Genomic DNA, 20,880 nt, shown 5'->3' with positions numbered 1-20,880 from the left:
GGCGCCTCAGACGGCCTCGGGCAGGTGGCACAGGCGAAGCTCCACACGTAGCCCGCCCAAGGCCGACCGGCCGAAAACGACGCGCGCCGCGTGGCGCTCGGCGATGCTCTCCACGATGGCCAGGCCCAGCCCTGTCCCGTCTTCATCCACTCCTGGGACGCGGAAGAAGCGCTCGCCCAACTGGTCGAGGAAGGCGTCTTCGACCCCAGGACCGTCGTCGTCCACGGCGAGCACTGCGTCGCCGCCGTCCACGGCGACCGATACCGTCACGGTGTGGCCCCGCCCGGCGTAGTGGAAGGCGTTGTCGACCAGGTTATCGATGACTTCCTGGACCTGCAGGTTGTCCCCGCGGACCATGCAGGCGCTCTCGGGCCCGTCGTATCCCAGGTCCACGCCAAGGTTGATGGCCTGGTGCACACGCATGCCGACGGCTTCGGGCACCACCTGCGCGAGGTCGATCACGGCCATGCCGTCATGGTCGGGGAGGTCGGGCGCCTGGGTTCGTGTGAGGGCCAGTAGCTGGGCCGAGGTACGCGCAGCGCGGGCTGCCAGCCGGTGCACGTGGGCCAGGGCCTCTTCGGTCTGGGCCGGGTCGCCCATCGCGCGCTCTACGTGCAACTGGATGCCCGCCAGCGGCGTGCGGAGCTGATGGGCCGCGTCGGCGATGAACCGCTCCTGCAGCCCGAGCATGTTGCGCATGCGTGCGAACAGGTCATCGATGGTGCGGGTGAGCGGCAGGATCTCCACCGGCACATCCTCCTCGCCAATCGGCCCCAGGTCGTGCCCGCGGCGGCTGAGGCGGGCGGTGAGCGGCTCCAGCACGCCCAGGCCATGGCTCACCCCGAACCACACCAGGGAGAGCACCGCGATGATCAGCAAGGCCTGCATCGGCAGGGTGAGCAGCAGGATCTCGCGCGCTCGCTGGTGGCGATCGCGCAGGTTCTCCGCCACCTTGATCGTGATCGTATCGCCCGCTTCGTGATGGTTGGAGACGCGCATGACGGCGGCGCGCAGGGGTTTGTGGCCGAGGTCGGTGTCGTAGAGCAGGGGAGGCGCATCGACATCGACCGGGTTGCGGCTGGGCACGGCCAGTTCCGCGTTGCCGATGATCCGGCCGTGGTGATCGCTGATGACCTCGTAGTAGTTACGCCCGTCCGGGTCGTACTCGAGCAGGAAGCGCGCCTGTGCTGTCAGCTCACCGTGCAGCGCATCGCTGCCGATCATTTCCGCCAGGGTCAGCGCCGAATCGGAGAGATCCGAATCGTGGACCTTGTTGGAGTAGGCCAGGGCGATGAAATACCCCACCACGGCGTCGACGACGAGCACGCCGAGCACCGGCACGAGCAGGAAGGTGAGAAGGCGCCGACGCAGGCTGGGGCGCGCCGGGCGGCGCGCCGCGTGGCGGCGTTCAGGCATCGACCGATTCTTCGAGCAGGTAACCCAGGCCGCGGATGGTGCGCACGTTGGTGCCGGAACCCTGCAGCTTCTTCCTCAACCGGTGCAGGGCGATATCCAGGCCGTTGTCGGTCAGGTCTTCGTCCCAGTTGCACAGGGCCTCGACCAGCTGGGCGCGGCTGGTGACCTTGTCCGCGCGCGTGGCCAGCGCTTCGATGAGGCCGAACTCACGGGCGGTGAGGTCGAGCGGCGAGTCGCCGATCCAGGCGCGATGGCCGGGGATATCGAGGCGCAGGCGGCCGATGCGGAACTCCGGCGTGCCATGGCTGGTGCGGCGGCGGAGCAGGGCGCGCACGCGCGCCTCGAATTCCGCCAGCGCAAAAGGCTTTACCAGGTAATCATCGGCGCCGAGGTCGAGCACGCGCACGCGCTCCTTCAGGCCTTCGCGGGCAGTGACTACCAGGACGGGCAGGCTCGCGCCGCGCTTGCGCGCACGGCTCAGCACGTCGCTGCCATCGAGCTGGGGCAGGCCCAGGTCGAGCACCAGCAGGTCGTAATCGTGATCGCGCAGGGCGTTATCGGCGCTGGCACCGTCAGCCACGTGGTCAACGGCGTGACCACCTTGCTGGAGGGCCGAGCGTACGGCGGCGGCGATGGAGGCGTCGTCTTCGGCTAGGAGTATGCGCATGGTGGGCAAGCATACGCTCCGTGGTGGGGTCGATGCATGCTGTCGCGGCAGGCTTTCCCGCCCCTTTCCTTCAATTGCGAACGATTCGCATTGCGGTTAAGATTCGTGCGTTATCCGTACCGCGACAGGGACCTGACACGCATGCGCGAGACCGTCGACCGGACGCGCCGTGCGTTCTGGCTGAAACACCTGCACCGCTGGCACTGGATCAGCGCCGCCGTCTCGCTGGTGGTGCTGCTGATGTTCTCGGTCACCGGGTTCACCCTGAACCACGCCGCCCAGATTGAAGCGGCGCCGCGCGTGACCCGGCATGCTGCCACGCTGGCGCCGGCCCTGCTGAAACAGCTGACCGATCCGGGCCGCAAGTCGGCGCCGGTCGATGGCGCGATCGCGGAGGCCGTCCACGCGGCGACGGGTGCGGACATCGCAGGCCGCGACGGCGACTGGAGCGATGACGAGGTGTACATCTCGCTGCCGCGCCCCGGTGGCGACGCGTGGGTAAGCATCGACCGCGAGACAGGCGAGGTGCAGTACGAGGCCACCGATCGGGGCTGGCTCGCCTGGTTCAACGATCTGCACAAAGGCCGCAACACCGGCGCGGCGTGGCGCTGGTTCATCGATGTGTTCGCGCTGGCCTGCGTGGTGTTCACGCTCACCGGCTTGCTGTTGCTCAAGCTGCACGCGCGCCAGCGCGGCATGACCTGGCCTTTGGTGGCACTGGGCTTCGTGCTTCCGCTGGTGCTTGCCCTGCTTTTCATCCACTGACCCCAAGGATTGCCATGCGAAGGCTGCTTCCGCTTGCGCTCTGCTTCCTCGCTGCCCCCGTGGCCGCGGCGGACATGAACCTCACCGTCGAGATTCCCACGCTGAAGGTGGCCGAATACCACCGGCCTTACGTTGCCGTGTGGATCGAGCGCGAAGACCACAGCGTCGCGGCCAACCTGGCCGTCTGGTACGACGTGAAAAAGGCCAGCGGCGAAGGCACGAAGTGGCTGAAGGACATGCGCCAGTGGTGGCGCCGTACCGGCCGCGACCAGAGCATGCCCATCGATGGCGTGTCGGGCGCCACGCGCCCTGCAGGGCAGCATCAGCTGCACTTCACCGATGGCAAGGCGCCGCTGGGCACGCTCGCCCCGGGCCATTACGAACTGATCGTCGAGGCCGCCCGCGAAACCGGTGGCCACGAGACGCAGCGGATCGCGTTCGACTGGCCGGTGAAGGTGCCCGCGCACCTCGCCGCCAAGGGTACGGACGAACTCGGCCAGATCACCCTCGACCTTAATCCCTGACTGGAGCTCCCCATGAAGCAGCTGTTTGTTCGCGCCGCGCTTGCCGCCGCGCTGGTCCTGCCGTTGGCCGCGCAGGCGCACAAGATGTGGATCGTGCCGTCCAGCACCGTCGTCTCCAGCGATGACGCGCTGGTGACCTTCGACGCCGCCGTCTCGAACGATCTGTACTACCCCGACCACTTTCCCGCGCAGCTGGATAACCTCGTGATCACCGCGCCCGACGGCAGCCAGGTGAAGCCGGAGAATCCGTGGACCGGCAAGGTGCGTAGCGCATTCGACCTGCCGGTACCGCAGAAGGGCACGTACCGCATCGCGCTGGTAAACCAGGGCCTGTTCGCCAACTACGAACTCGATGGCCAGAAGAAGCGCTGGCGCGGCAAGGCCGATGAACTGAAGTCCGGCATCCCCGCCAACGCGAAGAACGTGCAGGTGAGCGAAATGGCCTCGCGCGTCGAGACCTTCGTCACCCAGGGCAAGCCGGGTGGCGATGCGCTGAAGCCGACGGGCAAGGGCCTTGAGCTCGTGCCGGTCACCCAGCCGAACGACTTGGTCACCGGGGAAAAGGCCACGTTCCAGCTGCTGCTGGACGGCAAGCCCGCCGCCGGCCTGAAGGTCACGGCCATCCCGGGTGCCACGCGCTACCGCAACGCGCAGGATGAGCAGGATACGCAGACCGACAAGGATGGCCGCTTCAGCTTCACGTTCAAGGATCCCGGTATGTACTGGGTGAACGCCAACAGCGAAGACAACAAGACGACGGTGAAGGAAGCGAAGCAGCGCCGCGTGGCCTACACCGCCACCCTCGAGGTCCTGCCGCAGTGACGCACCGCCCCTGTAGGAGCGTGCTTGCACGCGATGGATCTTGCCGCACACCCTATCGCGCGCAAGCGCGCTCCTACAGGGGGTTTGCTCTGCTTTTGTGGTTCGTGGCCATGCTGGCCTCTGCGACGGATGTCCGGCGGTTCGAAGGCGAAACCATGGGCACGACGTGGTCGGTGAATGCCGTGTTGCCGCCGAAAGCCGATGATGCAGCAATTGAACGCGGCATCCAGGCCGAGGTGGACCGTGTCGTCGCGCAGATGAGCACCTACGAACCGGATTCGGACCTGAGTCGTTTCAATCGCGCGCCGGCGGGTACCTGGCAAACGCTGCCACCCGAGTTCTATCAGGTGCTCAGCTACGCGCTGACGCTGGCGAAGGATTCCGGCGGCGCTTACGACCCCACCGTCGGCCCGCTGGTGAACCTGTGGGGCTTCGGCCCGGATAAGCGGCCGCATGAGGCGCCGGATGCGGCCACGATCGCGGCAGCGCGCGCTCGCGTCGGCTGGCAGCGCATCAAGCTCGATGAAGCGGCGCACCGTGCGTTCCAGCCAGGTGGCGTGTATGTCGATCTGTCCTCGGTTGCCAAGGGCTTCGGCGTCGACCAGGTCGCGCGTTATCTCGATACACAGGGCGTCAAAGCCTATCTGGTGGAAGTCGGCGGTGAGCTGCGCGCGCACGGTCGCAAACCGGATGGTTCGCCGTGGCATGTCGGTATCGAGCGCCCGGGCGCCGCGGCAGGTGCGGTGGATAACGTCGATGAAGTCGGGCGCATCGTGTCGCTGGACGACAAGGCGATCGCCACCTCCGGCGATTACCGCCACTTCTTCGAAACCGGTGGCCGCTTCTATTCGCATCATATCGATCCGCGCACGGGGTATCCCGTGGCGCATAAGGTCGCGACGGTGAGCATCCTGGCGGCCGACTGCATGCACGCCGATTCCCTGGGTACCACGATGACGGTGCTGGGGCCGGAGGAAGGCATGGCCTATGCGAAGGCGCATGAGCTTGCCGTGCGCTTCGTGATCTACCGGGATGATGGCCACTTCGAGGAACGCATGTCGCCTGCCTTTGCGAGGGCGGTGCGGTGAAAAGCGTGCTCGGCCAGTGCGGTATCGGCGCGCTGCTCCTGCTCGCCGTGCTGCTCGCCGGCCGGCTGCAGGATTTTTCTTCCCTGCACGTGGGATCGGGTGCGCAAATGGCTTCTGCGGCAGCCGTCGTCGCAGCGTGGGTCGGCTGGACCGCTCGCGCGGCATGGCCGCGTCGGCGCGATGATCTGCCGCATGACGTTGGCGGGATCCTTGTGGTGCACGCGTCACAGACCGGGTTTGCGACGGAGCTTGCCGAACGGACGGCCGCTGCGCTGCGCGAAGGCGGCGTGCGTGTCGATGTCCGCGACCTGGCCGGGCTGGGTGCGAGTGATCTGGCAACGGCCACGCGCGCGCTTTTTATCGCCAGCACGACGGGTGAAGGCGACGCGCCGGACGGCGCGATGGCGTTCCAGCGCGAGGTCATGCGAGCCGCTCCCGACCTGCATCACCTGACGTACGCCGTGCTGGCGCTCGGCGATCGCGACTATGAGGATTTCTGTGCCTTCGGCAGGGACCTCGACCGCTGGCTTCATGCGCGTGGCGCGTTACCGTGGTTTGATCGTATAGAGGTCGATAATGGCGACGAAGGCGCGCTACGCCATTGGCAGCGCCAGGTCACCCAGCTTGCCGGTGCGGCGGAACAGCCCGACTGGCAACGTCCGGCCTATCAGGCCTGGCGCCTGCGCGAGCGGCTCTTGCTGAACCCTGGCAGCGTGGGCGCGCCATGTTTCCATCTTGCACTTACCCCCGACGATCCGGCGCATCTCGCGTGGGAAGCCGGTGACGTGGTGGAGATAGGGCCACGGCGCGCCCGCGGCGACGCGGACGTGCTGCCGCACCGTGAATACTCGATCGCCTCGCTACCGGCGGACGGCTCGTTGCACCTTGTCGTACGCCAACAGCGGGGAGCCGATGGCTTGCTCGGCAGCGGCTCCGGCTGGCTCACCGCGCTGGCCGCGGAAGGCGATGCGATCGACCTCCGCGTGCGCCGTAACGCAGGGTTTCACGTCCCTGCGGACGCACGGCCTGTCTTGCTGGTGGGCAATGGCACTGGTATCGCCGGCTTGCGGGCGCTGCTGAAAGCGCGGATCGCACGTGGCCACTTGCGGAACTGGTTGCTGTTCGGCGAACGTCATGAACAGGCTGATCGCCTGCATGTCGATGAACTCGAGAGGTGGCGCGACGCGGAGCAGCTTGAGCGGCTGGACCTCGTGTGGTCGCGCGACGTGCGTGGCCCGCGCTACGTGCAGGATCGCCTGCGTGCGGCGGCGGAGCCCGTTCGCCAGTTCGTTGCGGACGGCGCAACGATCTACGTATGCGGCAGCCTGGCCGGCATGGCACCCGGCGTGGACGCGGCGCTGCGCGAGATCCTCGGCGATCGTGCGGTTGAGGATATCGCCGCGGCGGGACGCTACCGCCGCGACGTGTACTGACGCTGGTTAGCGCGGCGACCGCGGGGCGCGTGGGCGGCGCAGGCGGCGTAGCACCAGCCAGATGGCCGTGAGCGGCCCCGAAAGCGCATACACCACGAGGTAGGCGTAGACGGACCAGGGTGAGGCCCAGATCGAGCCGATCACGAAGATCGCGCCGATGACCACCGTCGTGGCATTCAGGCGCAGCTTCAGTGACTTGCTGCTCAGGTAACGGAACGGGCTGATCATCGACGCCGCGAGTACGAAAAGCATCGCGTTGATCACGTACTGCATCGTTTCCGCGGGCCAGGTCGCGCCGCTGTAGCGGCCGATGACGATGAGCAGCACCACGAGCGACGCTGCCGATGGCGTGTTCAGCCCCAGGAAGATCGATTTGTCCTTCTGCACATTGAACATGGCCAGGCGCATGACGGCGCAGGCGCAGAAAGCGATCTGCGCAGGCAGGAACACCTCACCGCCGATCGAGCGCAGGTACGTATCGACGACCACGACCGGGGCCACGCCGAACGCGATGGCGTCGGAGAGGCTATCGAGCTGCGTGCCGAGATCGCTGGACGAGCCGGTCTTGCGCGCGACGAAGCCGTCGGCGCCGTCGCATACCAGGCAGGCGATGAACAGCGTACCCAGGTAGGCGAGTTCACCGGAGAGGGCGCGGCTGATGATGAGGATCGCGCAGGTGAGCGAGCACAGCGTGATGAAGTTCGCTGCGGTCACCAGGTTTTCGTAGGGGGCGCGTAGCTTCAGGTGCATGGCGCGACTACCGTGAGGCGGACCTTGCCGTCGTGGATGCCGTCATAGCGTAGCGCGGTGAGGTCCGCGATGCGCCCCACGTTACCCGGTACCTCGAACGAATGGGCATCCGCAATGGCGATGACGCGCGCGCCTGCCGCCAGCCCGGCTTCAATACCTGCCCTGGCGTCCTCGAAAACCAGGCAATCGGCGGGTGCGGCACCCTGGCGCTCGGCACCCAGGCGGTAACCTTCCGGATCGGGCTTGCCGTTCGTGACGATTTCGCCGGTGACCATGCGCGGCGGGGGCACGATGCCTGCGGCCTTCAGGCGCGCCCTGGCGAGCACGGTGTCGGCGGAGGTGACGATGGTCCAGCGGTCTGCCGGAAGCGCGGCCAGGAGCTCCAGCGCGCCGGGAATTGGCACGATGCCTTCCACATCGTTGACCTCTTCGTCGTAGAGGCGCTTATAGACCTCGTCGACATCCTGGCCCGCCAATGGCGCGAATTCCTTGATGGAATCGTACATGCGCACGCCATGCAGGCGTGGCAACACGTAGTGCCAGTCGAGGCCGACCTCATCGCACCAGCGTTTCCAGATTTTTTCGACGACGACGCGCGAATCGATCAGCGTGCCGTCCATGTCGAAGAGCAGGGCCTCGGTGTCGATGACCAGGCAGGTTCGAGCTGCATGTTGCCTCCGGGGCATCGAAAGGGGCGCCGCAACAGGTGCGGTAAGCCCCTCACGATACCGGAGCGCAGCGCGCGCGTCAGTCGACCTTGGTCAGCGCGTGGTTACGGCGGGCGTCGGCGAGCACCGCTTCCACCTGCTCATTGGCCTTGCGTGCCTGCTCGGCGATCTCCCTGTTCCATTCAGCCTGGGTGCGGCCGTGCATGGCACGCTCGCTGGCCACTTCGCCCATCTGGCGGCCAATTTCGCCCTGTTCGCGGCCGATCTCCGCATGCGCCCTACCGTATGCGGGGTCACCCGCATGGCCGGAGCGTCCTTCCGTCTGCGCCAGTTCGGTCTGGCGTTCGGAAAGCTTGGCCATCTGCTCTTCGAGCAGTGCCTGACGGCGATCCAGTTCGGCTTCGCGTTTCGGATCGATCGGTTCCTGCAAGGGTGCGGGGCCGTGCTTGAAACTGTTCTGGTAGATGGCGCGAATGCGTGCCAGGTAGACCGGATCGTGCAATTCCCACCGACCCTGCTCATTGGCTACCGTGACGTACCCATTGCGCTCGTTGATCGACTGCGAATGGTGGCCACCGTGATCTTCGATCGTGCTGTACGACGCGTGTATGCCGTCGTCCTCAGGCGCCGGTGGTGCGGGAGCGGCAGGCGGTGCGGCAGGCGCGGCCGGTGCCTTGGGCGCGGCCGGTGACGGCGGCGGCGCGGGCGGGGTCATCCTCGCCATGGGTGCCATCGGGGCCATCGGCGCAGGCGGAGCCGGCGGCACGGGCTCCAACACCTTCTTGTCCACGATGACAGCGACTGCGGGCGGAGCGGGATTCGCCATGGCCGTCGCGCGGGCCACTGGCGCCACGGGCTGTAACGCCTTCTTGTCGACGATCGTGGCGACCGCAGGCGCAGCGGGGCTCGCCGCAGCCGCCGCGTTGGCTGAGGGCGCGGGAGCTGCCGCTGCGGCAGGTGAGGCTGCCACGGCGGGCGAAGCCGCTGCTGCGGGCGAAGCCGCCGGCACGGTCGTCGGTGTATCAACCTGGGAGGCGGCGGCAACGACGCGCCAGGGCAGGGCGGCGGCAAGGGCGAGCGAAGCGACGAGGAGCGTGGTGACGACGCGTGGACGCGCGTCCTGGGATTGGCCAAGCATGTCGAGCCTCCGTTTCAGGATGCGGAAGGTGGGGGATGCGCCAGGCAGCGCGTGGTGCGGATGCGGCGTAACACCGAGACGGAGCAGCAACCGGCCATAAGAGCCGGCAGCCAGGCGGCCACGATCAACCGCCAGCGCATCGCACGCCGCTTCGCGGCACAGGGCGTATTCGCGGACGGCCATATGTGCCGCTGGGTGGAAGAAGAACAGCGTGCGGGCGAGAGCGGGGATACCGCCAAGGAACAGGTCGCCGCGGCGCACGTGGGCTAGTTCATGCATCAGCGCCATCTCGCGCTCGTCATCGCCCAGCGTGTCGTCGAGCGGGAGCAGGATGGTCGGCCGCCACAAACCCACGACCTGCGGCGAATCAACCTCAGCCGATACCGCCAGGCGGGGTGAGCGGCGCAGGCCGAGCGCACGGGCGCGCTGGGCGCAGAGGGTTTCCAGGCGTACGTCGTCATGCGGAAGGGCACGCGCGGCGAGCCCCGCGATGCGGCGCCAGCGAACGATGCCGATGATGATCTGCGCGGCGACGAGCACGGCCCATGCCGCGAGCAACCCCGTAGCCCACGACCACGACCACGTGGCGAGGGGCTCGGATGCGGGCATGTCGGTGATGCTCATGAGCACCGGCATCGAGGGATCACCGGATACGATGACCGTGGGAGCAGGTGCGGGGAGCAGCGGCAGTTCGATGCTGCCGGGCAGGCACAGGCCGACGACCATTTGTGCACCGACAAGCCACCACATCCACGAGCGCGTCGCGGCACTCAGTGTGGGAAGGAAGCGGCAAAGCGCCCAGATGAAGGCCGCGAAGAGCAGGGTCTGCAGCGACGCGGCGGCGAGCCGGGTGAAGAGCGTATCGAGGAAGGCATCCATGGTTAGCGTCCCTTGCGCTTGGATTGCAGTTGCCCGACAAGGGCTTCGAGTTCGGCGAGCTCGCTGTCGCTGACCTGGCCGCGTTCGGCCATCCAGGCGACGAAGGGGGATACGGAGCCCTGGAGGGTGCGTTCGACAAAGCGGGCAACGGCGCCGGTCATGACCTCGCCGGATTCGCCGGTGACGCTGTAGCGGTAACTGCCTTCGGCTTTGCGCCGGGCGAGATAACCCTTGGCACGGAGCCGTTCCATCATGGTGAGCACGGTGGACCGCGCGAGCCCCCGCGCTTCGCCATACCCGGCGCACACCTCGGCAACCGAGCTCTTCGGCGCTTCTTCGATGTACTGCAGCAAGGCGAGTTCCTGGTCGCCAATCGTCTTCTTCGCCATGCCACGCTCCTGACTACAGATGTAAGCAGAATGCGCCTGACTACATCTGTCGTCAAGTGACTTGTGGCACGGTGTGACGGCTCGCCTTCGGCATCGCGTTGGGCTGGCTCGGCCTTTGGCCATCGCGTTAGCGCTCGGACGTGGTCGCAGGAGAGCCCTCGGCGCCCACCCTCGCTGCTCAGACAGGTCCTCGTCGTTCGAAAGGGAGTGCCCCTCCGGGGCAAATGTACTTATTGCCCTACGGGCGCGAACCGGCAGCCGGGCGGGGCTTTTCGACGAGACGTCCCTGTCTCGTCGAAAAGGAACGGCCATCCATGGCCGTCCCCCCTGCGGGGCGGTTCCCGCCCGGCTGCCTCGCCTGCGAAACTCGCCTCGAGGGTGGGCGCCGAGGGCTCTCCGAGACACTGAGGGCGTGTGATGGGAGAGCCAGCACCACGGTCGTGGCGGCAGACCTTGTCGCCCGAGGTACAAACCCACCAACACGCCCGCGGCGTTTCTGTAGGAGCCCACCCTGTGGGCGACGCCGTTCGCGGTACCTTCCGGATCTTGCGGCGTCCGGCTCTTGATCGATCGTGCCGGACGACAGGGCCTGAGCGTTGCGGCGAAAGATGTCGCCCACAGGGTGGGCTCCTACGATTGCGGTTGCGGTGTCAGGCGGTGGCTTTCCGACCGATCAACCTCAGTGTGTCCGAGAGGCCTTGGTGCCCACCCTCGAGGCGAGTTGTCGGAGACGAGGTGGGCGGACGGGAACAGCCGCCGCCGGCGGGGCCGGCCATGGATGGCCGGTCGTTTGAAACCGAGCCATGGAAGGCGAGTTTCAAACCCCCGTCCGCACGCCGGTTCGCGCCCGTAGGGCAATAAGTACATGGCCCCGGAGGGGCATCCCTTTCGAACGTTGGAGACTTGTCTGAGCAGCGAGGGTGGGCGCCAAGGGCTCTTTCCGGAGACGTCCGAGCGCAAACGCGATGGCAAAGCCGAGCAACGCGAAGCCGAAGGCGAGCCGTCTCGAAACGCAGACAAAAAAAACCCCCGCCGCGTGGGCGAGGGTTTTCGGGTACCTCGTCGATCCGCGATGGCGCTAAGCCACCGCGAAAGATCAGGCGGCCGCGTCCTTAAGCTTCTTGAGCGGACGAACCTTGACCTTGACCGAGGCGGGCTTGGCTGCGAACCAGCGCTCTTCACCCGTGAACGGATCCTTACCCTTGCGCTTCGGCTTGGCAGCCACGGCGACCGAGGTGATCTTCAGCAGGCCCGGCAGCGTGAACGTGCCAGCGCCCTTCTTGTGGACCGAAGCGCTGATCGCGGCTTCGAGCGAGGCCAGGACGGCCTTCACGCTCTTCGACTCCACACCGCTCTGCTCGACGATGTGCGAGACGAGCGAAGACTTCGAAAGCGGATCCTTGATCGGCTTCAGCGCGGCAGGTGCCTTGGCAACCTTGGCAGCCTTGGCAGGAGCCTTGGCAGCGGCCTTCTTTGCCGCCGGTTTTTTGGTCGTGGCCATGATATTCCTTGTCACTTAGATCGAAAGAGGCGGCCCTTGAAGGCCGGTGCCCAGCGGGCGACTCACTCTAACGTTGCTTTCGTCCGCTGAAAATAGGGTCGGCGAAGATTTTTCGCATTCGATGCACCTTTTTTTCAGGGTTCGCGTGACGCGGTGCGGAAAATTCGCCCCCGGAAGCCTTCCGTACATGAAGTCTGACCCGATGTGGCATACCTTAGGCACCATGTCCCCACTCACCGACAGCCACGGCCGTACCAAGCGCAAGCTGCGGATCTCGCTGACCGACCGCTGCAACTTTCGCTGTACCTATTGCATGCCGGAGCATCCGGATTGGCTGCCCCGCGCGAGCCTGCTCGATCGCGGCGAGATCCTGCGGCTGGCCGGCCTGTTCGTCGACCAGGGCATTGACCAGATCCGCCTGACGGGCGGTGAACCCTTGCTGCGGCGCGATCTGGTGGAGTGCGTCAGTGCCATGCAGGGCTTGCGCGAGCGCGGGTTGCGCCGTCTTTCCATGACGACCAATGCCTCGCGCATCGCCCCGCTCGCGCGCACCCTGGTCGCCGCGGGTATCGACGATTTCAACGTGAGCCTCGATGCCGTCGATCCGGTGGTGTTCCGCCAGTTGACGAAGCGCGAGGTGGCGCCCGTGCTGGATGGGATTCGCGCGCTGGCCGATGCGGGCGCTTCGGTAAAGCTCAATGCGGTGGTGGTGCGTGGCGATAATGACGGCGAGATCGTGCCTCTGCTCGAATGGGCCATGGCCCAGGGCCTGCCGCTGCGTTTCATTGAATACATGCCCCTCGATGCTCCGGGGCACTGGCGCCGGGATGCCGTGATGAGCGAGGCGGAGATGCTCGCCGCGATCGGCGTGCACCATCGCGTGGAGACCCTGGCGCGGAGTAGCGACCCTGCGTCGCCTTACCAGGTCGATGGACGCTATCCGCTCGGCATCATCTCCACCGTATCGCACCCGTTCTGCGCCAGCTGCGACCGCCTGCGCCTGACGGCCACGGGTGAGCTTTTCACCTGCCTGTTTTCGCCCGTGGGCACGCCCCTGGGCACGCGCCTGCGCGAAGGCGCCGACGATGCCACCCTGGAGGCGATCGTGCGTCGCGCCGTGTGGTTGAAGGATGCGGGCTATGCTTCACGCCCAGGCCCCGTTGAACGCCCGATCACCATGCATGCGATGGGCGGCTGAACCCACCCGAGAGACCCCATGACCCCGATCGTGTTTGAACTCTATGCCAACCTGGAGCGGCTGGCCGGCGCACGGGAGTATCGCCTTGGCGCGGCCGACGGCCTGCTGACGGTCGGCGATGCCGTGGCACAGCTGGGGCGCGAACGGCCCGAACTGGCCGCGTCACTTGACCGGTGCGCTTGCGTGACGGGCGATACCATCGTGCGCCGCGCGGACGCCTTACCCACGGATGGACGTATCGCTCTTTTACCGCCGGTCGCAGGGGGCTAAGCCATGACGCATCCTGTCCTGTCGCACGCACCGGTCACGGTGGAGCCCCTGCTTGAACTGGACGCGCACGCCGAATGCGGTGGCCTGGCGCTGTTCGTCGGTACGGTGCGCAACCACCACGAAGGCCGCGCCGTGCAGCATCTTGCCTATACGGCGCACGAGGGGCTCGCCGAAAAAGTGATTCGCGGCGTCGAGGAAGAAACACGCCAGCGCTTTGGGGTGCCCTATGTGCGCATCGTGCACCGCCTGGGTGACCTGGCCATTGGCGATATCGCGATTGTCTGCGTGGTACGTGCGCCGCACCGTGCGGAAGCGTTCGAAGCATGCCGCCATGCCGTCGATGCCGTGAAGCACACCGCGCCGATCTGGAAGGAAGAGTTCTACAGCGATGGCAGCAGCGCCTTCGTCGAGGGCTGTTGCATCCGCGACGACCTGGACGATGGCGCGCCGCGCCCGCACCGCCACACTTCGCATGCGAGCCACGGATGAAAGACGTTAGCCAGAAACCCGACTCAAAGCGCGTCGCCCGCGCGACAGCCACGCTCCACGCGCCGGCGCATTGCATCGCGCTCCTGCGCAGCGGCGAGACCGAGAAGGGCGATCCCCTGAAGACGGCGCGGGTCGCCGGGATCCTCGCCGCCAAGCGCACCGACGAACTGATTCCGCTTTGCCACCCACTGCCCATCCATCGCGCCGAGGTCGAATACGAACTGGCCGATACCTCGGTGCGGATCATCGCGGAAGTGCAGACGATTGGCCCGACGGGCGTTGAAATGGAAGCGCTCACGGCCGCCAGCCTGGCCGCGCTGACGCTCTACGACATGCTCAAGCCCTACGCCGAGCCCGACGAGCTGCATATCGAGGACTGCCGCCTCGAGCGCAAGCTTGGCGGCAAGTCGCATTACCGCCGCACCCTGGCCGCACCACGCAGCGCAGCCGTGGTAGTGCTTTCCGATACCGTGGCGAGCGGCGCCAAGCCGGATACCGCTGGCACCTTCGTGCGGGATGCGCTCGAGGCGGCGGGGTTCGCTCCCATTGAGTACACAGTGCTGCCCGACGACGCGCACGTGCTGGGCGGTGCGCTGCGTACGTTGCGCGAGCGCAAGGTCGAACTGGTGATCACCGTCGGCGGCACGGGTCTGGGCCCACGCGATATCACCGTGGATACCGTGAAGCCGATGCTCGATGTCGAGATCCCGGGAATCATGGAAACCGCCCGCGCGTTCGGCCAGCAGCGTATGCCGTTCGCGATGCTCTCGCGCGGCGTGGCAGGCTACGCGGGTGACACCCTCATCCTGACCTTCCCCGGGAGCCGCGGCGGCGCCAGCGAGTCGCTCGCGGCGACGCTGCCCGGCGTGGTCCATCTGCTGGAGACCGGCCGTACCGGTGGCAAACATCCCGGCGGCTACGGGGAGGCAAGCTGATGGCGTTGTTGCCAGTGGGCGAGGCCTTTGCCCGCTACCGTGAACACGTCAAGCCGCTGGGGACGCAGCGCGTGCCCGTGGAACTGGCCCTCGGGGCCGTCCTGGCCGAGTCACCGCGCGCGCGCATCGCGTTGCCGCGTTTCACCCAGAGCGCCCTCGATGGATACGCCATCCGCAGCCAGGACGGCGGGCGGCCGCGCATGCTGGTGGGCTTGTCGGCGGCGGGCGAGCCCGCGAACGTCGCGGTGCGCCAGGGCCAGGCGGTTCGGATCTATACGGGCGGCATGCTGCCCGAGGGCGCCGACGCGATCGCGCGGCAGGAAATCGTCGATCGCGACGGCGACGAGATATCCCTGCGTGACACCGTCAGGGCTGGCGAGGGCGTGCGCTACGAGGGCGAGGAGCTGCTCGAGGGAGCGGAGATCGCCCAGGCCGGCCAACGCGTCACGGCAGGCCTTCTCGCGGCGCTGGCCATGGCGGGCATCGCGGAAGTCGATGTGCGCCGCCGCCCGCGCGTGGCCGTACTTGTCACGGGCGATGAAGTGGTGAAAGTCGGTGAAACCCTTGCCGATGCCAAGGTCTACGACGCGAACGGCCCGCTGTTACGGGCGTGGTTCGTGGAACACGGCTACGGTGAACCCGTGATCGCCTACGTACCGGATGACGAGGCCGCGCTGGAGGAATCGATGAGCGCCGCGCTTGATAGCGCGGATTTCGTCGTCACCAGCGGGGGTGTCTCGGTGGGGGATCGTGACTACGTGCCAGCGGTCGCCGACCGCCTGGGCGTTCGCCAGGTGTTCTGGAAAGTGGCGCAGAAACCGGGCAAACCGCTGTGGTTTGGGGTGCGCGAGGGGAAGGTACTGCTGGGTATGCCGGGCAACCCTGCGGCGGTACTGGTCTGCCTGGCGGTGCATGCGCGGGCCGTGCTCGGCCATCTGGAAGGCGAGACGGCCATCCAGCCCGCCTGGCGGCAGGGTGTGCTGGAAGGCAGCGTGGAGGCCGATAGCGAGCGTGACCGGCTCGTGCGGATGCGCCTGGACATGGCCGACGCCGTGGCCCGGCTTTCGCTGCTACCGCTGCAGGACTCGCACATGCTCAGCAACCTCGCATCTGCGCATGCGCTGGTGTGGCTGCCGTCGCGCGAAACCGCGTTCCAGGCGGGCGACAAAGTGGCCTGGATCACGCTTTGACGGCTGCGAATCTGTAGGGGCGCGCTTGCGCGCAAGCCCGCCCCTACATGTCCTGGTGAATTACCAGGCCTTCACGTCCGAAACGACGACCGTGTAGTCCGACATTTCCGGCGAGTAGCGGAACAGGCGGCCGAGGTCGAAATCGACGCTCTTGCCCGGATCGATGTTGGAGGTACCGGCCGGCCAGCCCTGCTTGCTGGCGATGACCTTGCCCGAGGCGTCCTTCGCATCGATGCGGACCTGTGCGGCAGCGGCTTCGCTGCACTTGTTCACGAGGTTGCCCTTCATGCTGAAGCGCGGCTGGCCCGAGCCCTGCTGCAGCTTCACGGCGAAACCGTCGATGGTGAAATCCTTGGCGGCGCACGCAGCCTGCGCGGACAGCGGGGCGGCGAGCATCAGCACGGCGGCGATGGCGATCTTCTTCATGGTAGTCCCTGTTTCGATGGCTAAAGCGGACGCCCGGGCATGTGGGGGGCGTTAGCTGGGCTATCGGCCGGCTCGTGGGGGACTTTAGGTTTTTATGCCAAAGCGGCAGAGCTCGTTCAGGTTACTGCCGCAAAAAGGTCGGCGACGGGCTCACCGGGGCCTTCCGGCTCGAACCAGCGCTTGACCGGCGAGAAGCTGCGCCGGTGGGCATCGCAGGGGCCCAGGCGGTCCAGGGCCTGGAGGTGTTCGGGCACGCCATAACCCTTGTGCTTCGCGAAGCCGTAGCCCGGATGCAGCAGGTCCAGCGCCTTCATGTGGCGGTCGCGACTGACCTTGGCCAGGATGGACGCCGCGCTGATGGCGGGTTCCGTCGCATCGCCGCCGATCACGGCGCGGCCGGTACAGGGCAGGGTGCGCGGGAGCCGGTTACCGTCCACCAGCGCCATGGTGGGTGCTAGCGAAAGCCCCATGAGCGCACGGGTCATCCCCGCCATCGTGGCCTGGAAGATATTGATGGTGTCGATCTCTTCGCGCTCGACGAACACGACGCTGAAGGCCAGCGCGCGCTCGACGATCCGGTCGAACAGCTTTTCCCGGGTGGCTTCGTCGAGCTGCTTGGAATCGTTGAGGCCGCGGATGACCCGGGCCGGATCGAGGATGACCGCCGCCACGACCACCGGCCCCGCAAGCGGGCCACGCCCGGCTTCGTCGACACCGGCAATGACGTACTCGCTGCCGAGCTGGCGCGTGACGTTGGGTTTGCGCGGCATGCGATCAGCTCTGTGCGGGGGCCGCCGCGACGGCCGCCGCGGGTGTGGTCACGAAGTCTGCGATAGCGTCCGCCGCATGGTCGGCGGCATGTCCTTCGAGGCCGCCACGCAGTTCCTGGTGCAGGAATTCAAAGGCGGCCACGATGGCACCGCGGCGCTCGCTATCGCCAAGCATCTCAAGCGTGGCCGATGCCAGGTTCGCGGGCGTGCAATCGTCCTGCATGTATTCCGGCACGAGCAGATTGCGGCCAAGGCCGCAGGCCCGGGCCAGGATGTTGGGCAGGCTGTAGACGTCGGTCTTCAGCATCTTCAGCACCCTGGCGATCCGGTAGCTCGTGGGCGATACGCGGTAACCGACCACCATGGGGCGCTTTGCAAGCATGGCTTCCAACGTTGCGGTGCCGGACGCAAGCAACACGGTATCCGCCGCGAGCATGGCCTCATGCGAATGCCCATCGGTGAGCAGCGGCGGGGTACCGGGGAAGCCTTTCAGCAGCTCGCCAAGTCGCGCGTGCACGCGTTCGTTGGCGGCGGGCACCACGATGCGAAGTTCGGGCATGGCGGCCGCCACCTGTCTGGCCGCCTCGATGAAGATGGCGCCAATGCGCTCAATCTCGCTGGGTCGGCTGCCCGGCAGGACAGCCAGGACCGGCGCGTTATGCGGCAGCCCCAGCGCATCGCGTGCGCCAGCGCGGTCGGACACCATCGGGAACGTATCCGCCAGCGGATGGCCAACGAAGCGGGCGTCGACGCCGTGCTTCGCGTAAATCGGCGGTTCCATCGGGAACAGGCAGAGCACGCGATCCGCCGACTGGCCGATTTTTTCCGCGCGCTTCTCGCGCCAGGCCCACACGGACGGGCTAACGTAATGCACGGTGCGCAACCCGGCCGCCTTCAGCTTGCGCTCCACGCCCAGGTTGAAATCGGGTGCATCGATGCCGATGGTGACATCGGGCCGTGTGGCCAGCAGGCGCTGGACAAGTGCCTTGCGCAGCTTGAGCAGGCGCGGCAGATGCTTCACGACCTCAGCGAAGCCCATGACGGACAACTCGCGGATGTCGAACCACGACTCGAAACCGCGCGCCATCATGCGGCGGCCACCGATACCGACGAAACGGGCGTGCGGGTAGCGGGCGCGCAGGGCATCGAGGAGATCGGCGCCGAGCTGATCGCCGGAGTCTTCTCCGGCGATCAGGGCGATGACGGGTGCGTCAGCCACGGCCGTCAACGAGCGAGCGAGCGCTCGCTGCGATCGAGGAACTCGAGCATCTGGCGCACGTCTTCGCTGGTTTCAGCCAGCGTCACCAGTTGCTCGCGCGCCTCGGCCAGCGGGAGGCCCGCCATGTAGAGGGTGCGGTAGGCGCGCTTGATCGAGGCGATGCGGGCGGTATCGAAACCGCGGCGCTTCAGGCCTTCGCTATTGATGCCACGCGGGCGGCCACGGGTTTCGTTGGCCATCATGACGAACGGCGGCACGTCGGAACCCACCAGGCAGCCCATGCCGATGAACGCATGCGCACCCACCTTGCAGAACTGGTGCACGCCCGAATAGCCCGACATGATCGTCCAGTCGCCGATTTCGGCGTGGCCAGCCAGTGCCGAGTAGTTCGAAAACACGATGTGGTTGCCCACCTGGCAATCGTGCGCAATGTGCACGTAGGCCAGCAGCCAGTTGTCGTTGCCGACACGCGTAATGCCGCCACCGTCGCCGGTGCCGCGGTTGATCGTGACGAATTCGCGGATGAGGTTGCGGTCGCCGATGATGACCTCGGTACGCTCGCCCTGCCATTTCTTGTCCTGCGGCGGCCCACCGATGGAGGCGAACTGCAGGATGCGGTTATCGCGGCCGATGACCGTAGGGCCCTCGATCACGACGTGCGGGCCGATGCTGGTGCCTTCGCCGATGACCACGTCGGCACCGATGATGCTGTACGCACCGATGCTGACGTTATCCGCGATCCGCGCGGACGGATCGATCTGCGCGGTCGGGTGGATCATTTGTCGTTCCTCGCGGCGCACATCAGTTCGCAGCAGGCGACGACGTTGCCATCGACGAGGGCCTTGGCTTCGAACAGGCCCATGCCGCGAATGAGGCGCTTCAGCGAGACCGTCATCACCAGCTGGTCGCCCGGCGAGACCACGGCGGAGAAGCGCGCGTTATCGACCTTCACGAGGTAGAACAGCGGGCTGCCGGCGGCACCATCCATCTGGCTGGTGATCTGGGTGAGCAGGCCTGCGGTCTGCGCCATGGCTTCGACGATGAGCACGCCCGGCATCACCGGATGGCCGGGGAAATGACCCTGGAAGAACGGCTCGTTGATCGTGACGTTCTTGATCGCCGTGATGGTCTTGCCCGGGTCGATCTCCGTCACCCGGTCCACCAGCAGGAACGGGTAGCGGTGCGGCAGCAGCCGCTGGATCTCTTCGACACCCACCGGGAGCTTCACGGCAGCATTCGTATCGGTCATTGCCCTTTATCCTTTTCCAGCGCCGAAAGGCGGCGCGCAAACTCGTCTAGGTGTTTCATTCGCGCCGCATTACGCCGCCATTGACGGTTTTCCTGCAGCGGGGAGCCTGACGAATATTCGCCTGGCTCCCGGATGGATGCCGTGACCAGGCTCTTGGCCGTGATGGTAACCCGGTCGGCCACTTCGAGGTGGCCGAGGATCCCGGCATTACCGCCGATCAGGCAGTAGCGGCCGATTTTCGCACTACCAGCCACCGCAGAGCACCCTGCCATGGCCGTATGGGCGCCGATGTGCACGTTATGGGCGATCTGGATCTGGTTATCGAGGCGGACATCCTCCTCGAGCACGGTGTCTTCCAGGGCACCACGGTCGATCGTGGTATTGGCCCCGATTTCACAATCGTCACCGATGCGCACGCCGCCCAGCTGGGGCAGTTTCACCCAGTGGTCGCGGTCGAAGGCGAGACCGAAGCCATCGGAGCCGATGACGGCGCCTGGGTGGACCAGTACGCGCTTGCCCAGCGTGACCCGGATCACCAGGGTGACGCGTGCCACGAGGCGCGAGTGGGCGCCCACGACGCAGCCTGGGCCGATCGTGCAATGCGGGCCGAGGATGGCGCCTTCTTCCACCACCGCGCCGTCCTCGACGACGCAGCAGGGGCCGATGCTGGCTGTCGCGTGGATGCGCGCCGAGGGCGCGACCACGGCACTGGCGTGGATCCCGCGCGGGGCATCGCCCATCACGTCGAACAGGGCGGCGATCTTCGCGTAGGCCACGTACGGGTCCTTCGCGACGAGGGCCGCACCCTGGCGCAGGGGCAGGGCATCCGCGTTGAGCACGACGATGCCGGCCTGGGTCTCCGCCAGCTGCGAGGTGTACTTCGGGTTGGACAGGAAGGTGAACTGGGACGGCGTGGCCGCGGCCAGGGTACCGACGCCGTCCACGGTCGTGGCCGGGTCGCCATGCGCATCCAGGCCGAAGCGTTCAGCCAGTTCGGCGAGGGTGTAGTGGGGGTTGCCGCTCACGGGGGGGACTCCCAGAAAGAAAAGGGGTGGCAAGGTTTTTAGACCTGCCACCCCGGGATTGTACAAACA

General features: G+C 66.8%; 23 protein-coding genes. 10 read left to right on the top strand and 13 right to left on the bottom strand.

The window, feature by feature from the left end; genetic code table 11:
* Window positions 1-6: 6 nt before the first annotated feature.
* Window positions 7-1,416, bottom strand: a complete 1,410-nt coding sequence (locus tag L2Y96_RS17070) for a sensor histidine kinase (protein ID WP_247328555.1) — start codon at window positions 1,414-1,416, stop codon at window positions 7-9.
* Window positions 1,409-2,083, bottom strand: a complete 675-nt coding sequence (locus tag L2Y96_RS17065) for a response regulator (protein ID WP_247328552.1) — start codon at window positions 2,081-2,083, stop codon at window positions 1,409-1,411. The genes L2Y96_RS17070 and L2Y96_RS17065 overlap by 8 nt, the downstream gene beginning before the upstream one ends.
* Window positions 2,084-2,224: 141 nt before the next feature.
* Between L2Y96_RS17065 and L2Y96_RS17060 the strand changes: the two genes are divergently transcribed.
* The 5 genes from L2Y96_RS17060 (at window position 2,225) to L2Y96_RS17040 (ending at window position 6,715) form a co-directional block, all read left to right on the top strand.
* A complete protein-coding gene (locus tag L2Y96_RS17060; protein WP_247328549.1) occupies window positions 2,225-2,848 on the top strand; it encodes a PepSY-associated TM helix domain-containing protein in 624 nt (207 codons plus the stop codon).
* Between the two features lie 14 nt (window positions 2,849-2,862).
* Window positions 2,863-3,372, top strand: a complete 510-nt coding sequence (locus L2Y96_RS17055) for a DUF2271 domain-containing protein (RefSeq protein ID WP_247328547.1) — start codon at window positions 2,863-2,865, stop codon at window positions 3,370-3,372.
* A gap of 12 nt (window positions 3,373-3,384) precedes the next feature.
* Window positions 3,385-4,194: a DUF4198 domain-containing protein gene (locus L2Y96_RS17050; RefSeq protein ID WP_247328545.1), complete on the top strand. Its 810-nt coding sequence runs from the start codon at window positions 3,385-3,387 to the stop codon at window positions 4,192-4,194.
* A gap of 104 nt (window positions 4,195-4,298) precedes the next feature.
* Window positions 4,299-5,282, top strand: coding sequence for an FAD:protein FMN transferase (locus L2Y96_RS17045; RefSeq protein WP_425492434.1), 984 nt, complete (start codon window positions 4,299-4,301; stop codon window positions 5,280-5,282).
* Window positions 5,279-6,715 (top strand): sulfite reductase subunit alpha, encoded by a 1,437-nt coding sequence (locus L2Y96_RS17040; RefSeq protein WP_247328541.1) that lies wholly within the window; start codon window positions 5,279-5,281, stop codon window positions 6,713-6,715. The genes L2Y96_RS17045 and L2Y96_RS17040 overlap by 4 nt, the downstream gene beginning before the upstream one ends.
* Window positions 6,716-6,721: 6 nt before the next feature.
* Here L2Y96_RS17040 and L2Y96_RS17035 read toward each other — a convergent pair whose 3' ends face one another.
* The 5 genes from L2Y96_RS17035 to L2Y96_RS17015 form a co-directional block, all read right to left on the bottom strand.
* Complete coding sequence (locus tag L2Y96_RS17035; protein ID WP_247328539.1) at window positions 6,722-7,465, bottom strand: CDP-alcohol phosphatidyltransferase family protein; 744 nt, start codon at window positions 7,463-7,465, stop codon at window positions 6,722-6,724.
* Entirely contained in the window at window positions 7,456-8,151 is a 696-nt protein-coding gene (locus tag L2Y96_RS17030) for an HAD-IA family hydrolase (protein ID WP_247328537.1), read from the bottom strand. The genes L2Y96_RS17035 and L2Y96_RS17030 overlap by 10 nt, the downstream gene beginning before the upstream one ends.
* A 61-nt stretch (window positions 8,152-8,212) precedes the next feature.
* Window positions 8,213-10,150 carry a M56 family metallopeptidase gene (locus L2Y96_RS22980; protein WP_283248849.1) on the bottom strand — a complete coding sequence of 646 codons (1,938 nt, stop codon included), beginning with the start codon at window positions 10,148-10,150 and terminating at the stop codon, window positions 8,213-8,215.
* Window positions 10,151-10,152: 2 nt separating this feature from the next.
* Entirely contained in the window at window positions 10,153-10,539 is a 387-nt protein-coding gene (locus L2Y96_RS17020) for a BlaI/MecI/CopY family transcriptional regulator (RefSeq protein WP_247328535.1), read from the bottom strand.
* Between the two features lie 1,096 nt (window positions 10,540-11,635).
* Complete coding sequence (locus L2Y96_RS17015; RefSeq protein ID WP_247328533.1) at window positions 11,636-12,040, bottom strand: HU family DNA-binding protein; 405 nt, start codon at window positions 12,038-12,040, stop codon at window positions 11,636-11,638.
* Between the two features lie 187 nt (window positions 12,041-12,227).
* Between L2Y96_RS17015 and moaA the strand changes: the two genes are divergently transcribed.
* Genes moaA through L2Y96_RS16990 form a run of 5 tightly spaced genes read left to right on the top strand, consistent with a single transcriptional unit; the run spans window position 12,228 to window position 16,122 of the window.
* Window positions 12,228-13,238 (top strand): GTP 3',8-cyclase MoaA, encoded by a 1,011-nt coding sequence (gene moaA / locus L2Y96_RS17010; RefSeq protein ID WP_247328531.1) that lies wholly within the window; start codon window positions 12,228-12,230, stop codon window positions 13,236-13,238.
* An 18-nt stretch (window positions 13,239-13,256) separates the two neighbouring features.
* Window positions 13,257-13,508: a MoaD/ThiS family protein gene (locus L2Y96_RS17005; protein WP_247328529.1), complete on the top strand. Its 252-nt coding sequence runs from the start codon at window positions 13,257-13,259 to the stop codon at window positions 13,506-13,508.
* Window positions 13,509-13,511: 3 nt separating this feature from the next.
* Window positions 13,512-13,997 carry a molybdenum cofactor biosynthesis protein MoaE gene (locus tag L2Y96_RS17000; RefSeq protein WP_247328526.1) on the top strand — a complete coding sequence of 162 codons (486 nt, stop codon included), beginning with the start codon at window positions 13,512-13,514 and terminating at the stop codon, window positions 13,995-13,997.
* Window positions 13,994-14,932 (top strand): bifunctional molybdenum cofactor biosynthesis protein MoaC/MoaB, encoded by a 939-nt coding sequence (moaCB, locus tag L2Y96_RS16995; protein ID WP_247328524.1) that lies wholly within the window; start codon window positions 13,994-13,996, stop codon window positions 14,930-14,932. Before L2Y96_RS17000 ends, moaCB begins: the two co-directional genes overlap by 4 nt.
* Complete coding sequence (locus L2Y96_RS16990) at window positions 14,932-16,122, top strand: molybdopterin molybdotransferase MoeA (RefSeq protein WP_247328522.1); 1,191 nt, start codon at window positions 14,932-14,934, stop codon at window positions 16,120-16,122. Before moaCB ends, L2Y96_RS16990 begins: the two co-directional genes overlap by 1 nt.
* Window positions 16,123-16,182: 60 nt before the next feature.
* Here L2Y96_RS16990 and L2Y96_RS16985 read toward each other — a convergent pair whose 3' ends face one another.
* From L2Y96_RS16985 to lpxD, 6 genes are all read right to left on the bottom strand, one after another.
* Window positions 16,183-16,548, bottom strand: coding sequence for a hypothetical protein (locus tag L2Y96_RS16985; protein ID WP_247328520.1), 366 nt, complete (start codon window positions 16,546-16,548; stop codon window positions 16,183-16,185).
* Between the two features lie 116 nt (window positions 16,549-16,664).
* Window positions 16,665-17,318, bottom strand: coding sequence for a ribonuclease HII (gene rnhB, locus L2Y96_RS16980; RefSeq protein ID WP_247328518.1), 654 nt, complete (start codon window positions 17,316-17,318; stop codon window positions 16,665-16,667).
* A 4-nt stretch (window positions 17,319-17,322) separates the two neighbouring features.
* Window positions 17,323-18,537, bottom strand: coding sequence for a lipid-A-disaccharide synthase (gene lpxB, locus L2Y96_RS16975; RefSeq protein ID WP_247328516.1), 1,215 nt, complete (start codon window positions 18,535-18,537; stop codon window positions 17,323-17,325).
* Between the two features lie 5 nt (window positions 18,538-18,542).
* Window positions 18,543-19,316, bottom strand: a complete 774-nt coding sequence (lpxA, locus tag L2Y96_RS16970) for an acyl-ACP--UDP-N-acetylglucosamine O-acyltransferase (RefSeq protein WP_247328514.1) — start codon at window positions 19,314-19,316, stop codon at window positions 18,543-18,545.
* The gene (gene fabZ, locus L2Y96_RS16965; protein WP_247328513.1) at window positions 19,313-19,786 is read right to left on the bottom strand and encodes a 3-hydroxyacyl-ACP dehydratase FabZ; all 474 of its coding nucleotides are present in this window, start codon (window positions 19,784-19,786) and stop codon (window positions 19,313-19,315) included. Before fabZ ends, lpxA begins: the two co-directional genes overlap by 4 nt.
* Window positions 19,783-20,811 carry a UDP-3-O-(3-hydroxymyristoyl)glucosamine N-acyltransferase gene (lpxD, locus tag L2Y96_RS16960; RefSeq protein ID WP_247328511.1) on the bottom strand — a complete coding sequence of 343 codons (1,029 nt, stop codon included), beginning with the start codon at window positions 20,809-20,811 and terminating at the stop codon, window positions 19,783-19,785. Before lpxD ends, fabZ begins: the two co-directional genes overlap by 4 nt.
* Between the last annotated feature and the right edge of the window lie 69 nt (window positions 20,812-20,880).

Source organism: Luteibacter aegosomaticola (assembly GCF_023078475.1).
GTDB classification, from domain to species: Bacteria; Pseudomonadota; Gammaproteobacteria; order Xanthomonadales; family Rhodanobacteraceae; genus Luteibacter; species Luteibacter aegosomaticola.
Note: the sequence above shows the minus strand (reverse complement) of the source record. Positions and strands in the feature narration are given on the sequence as shown.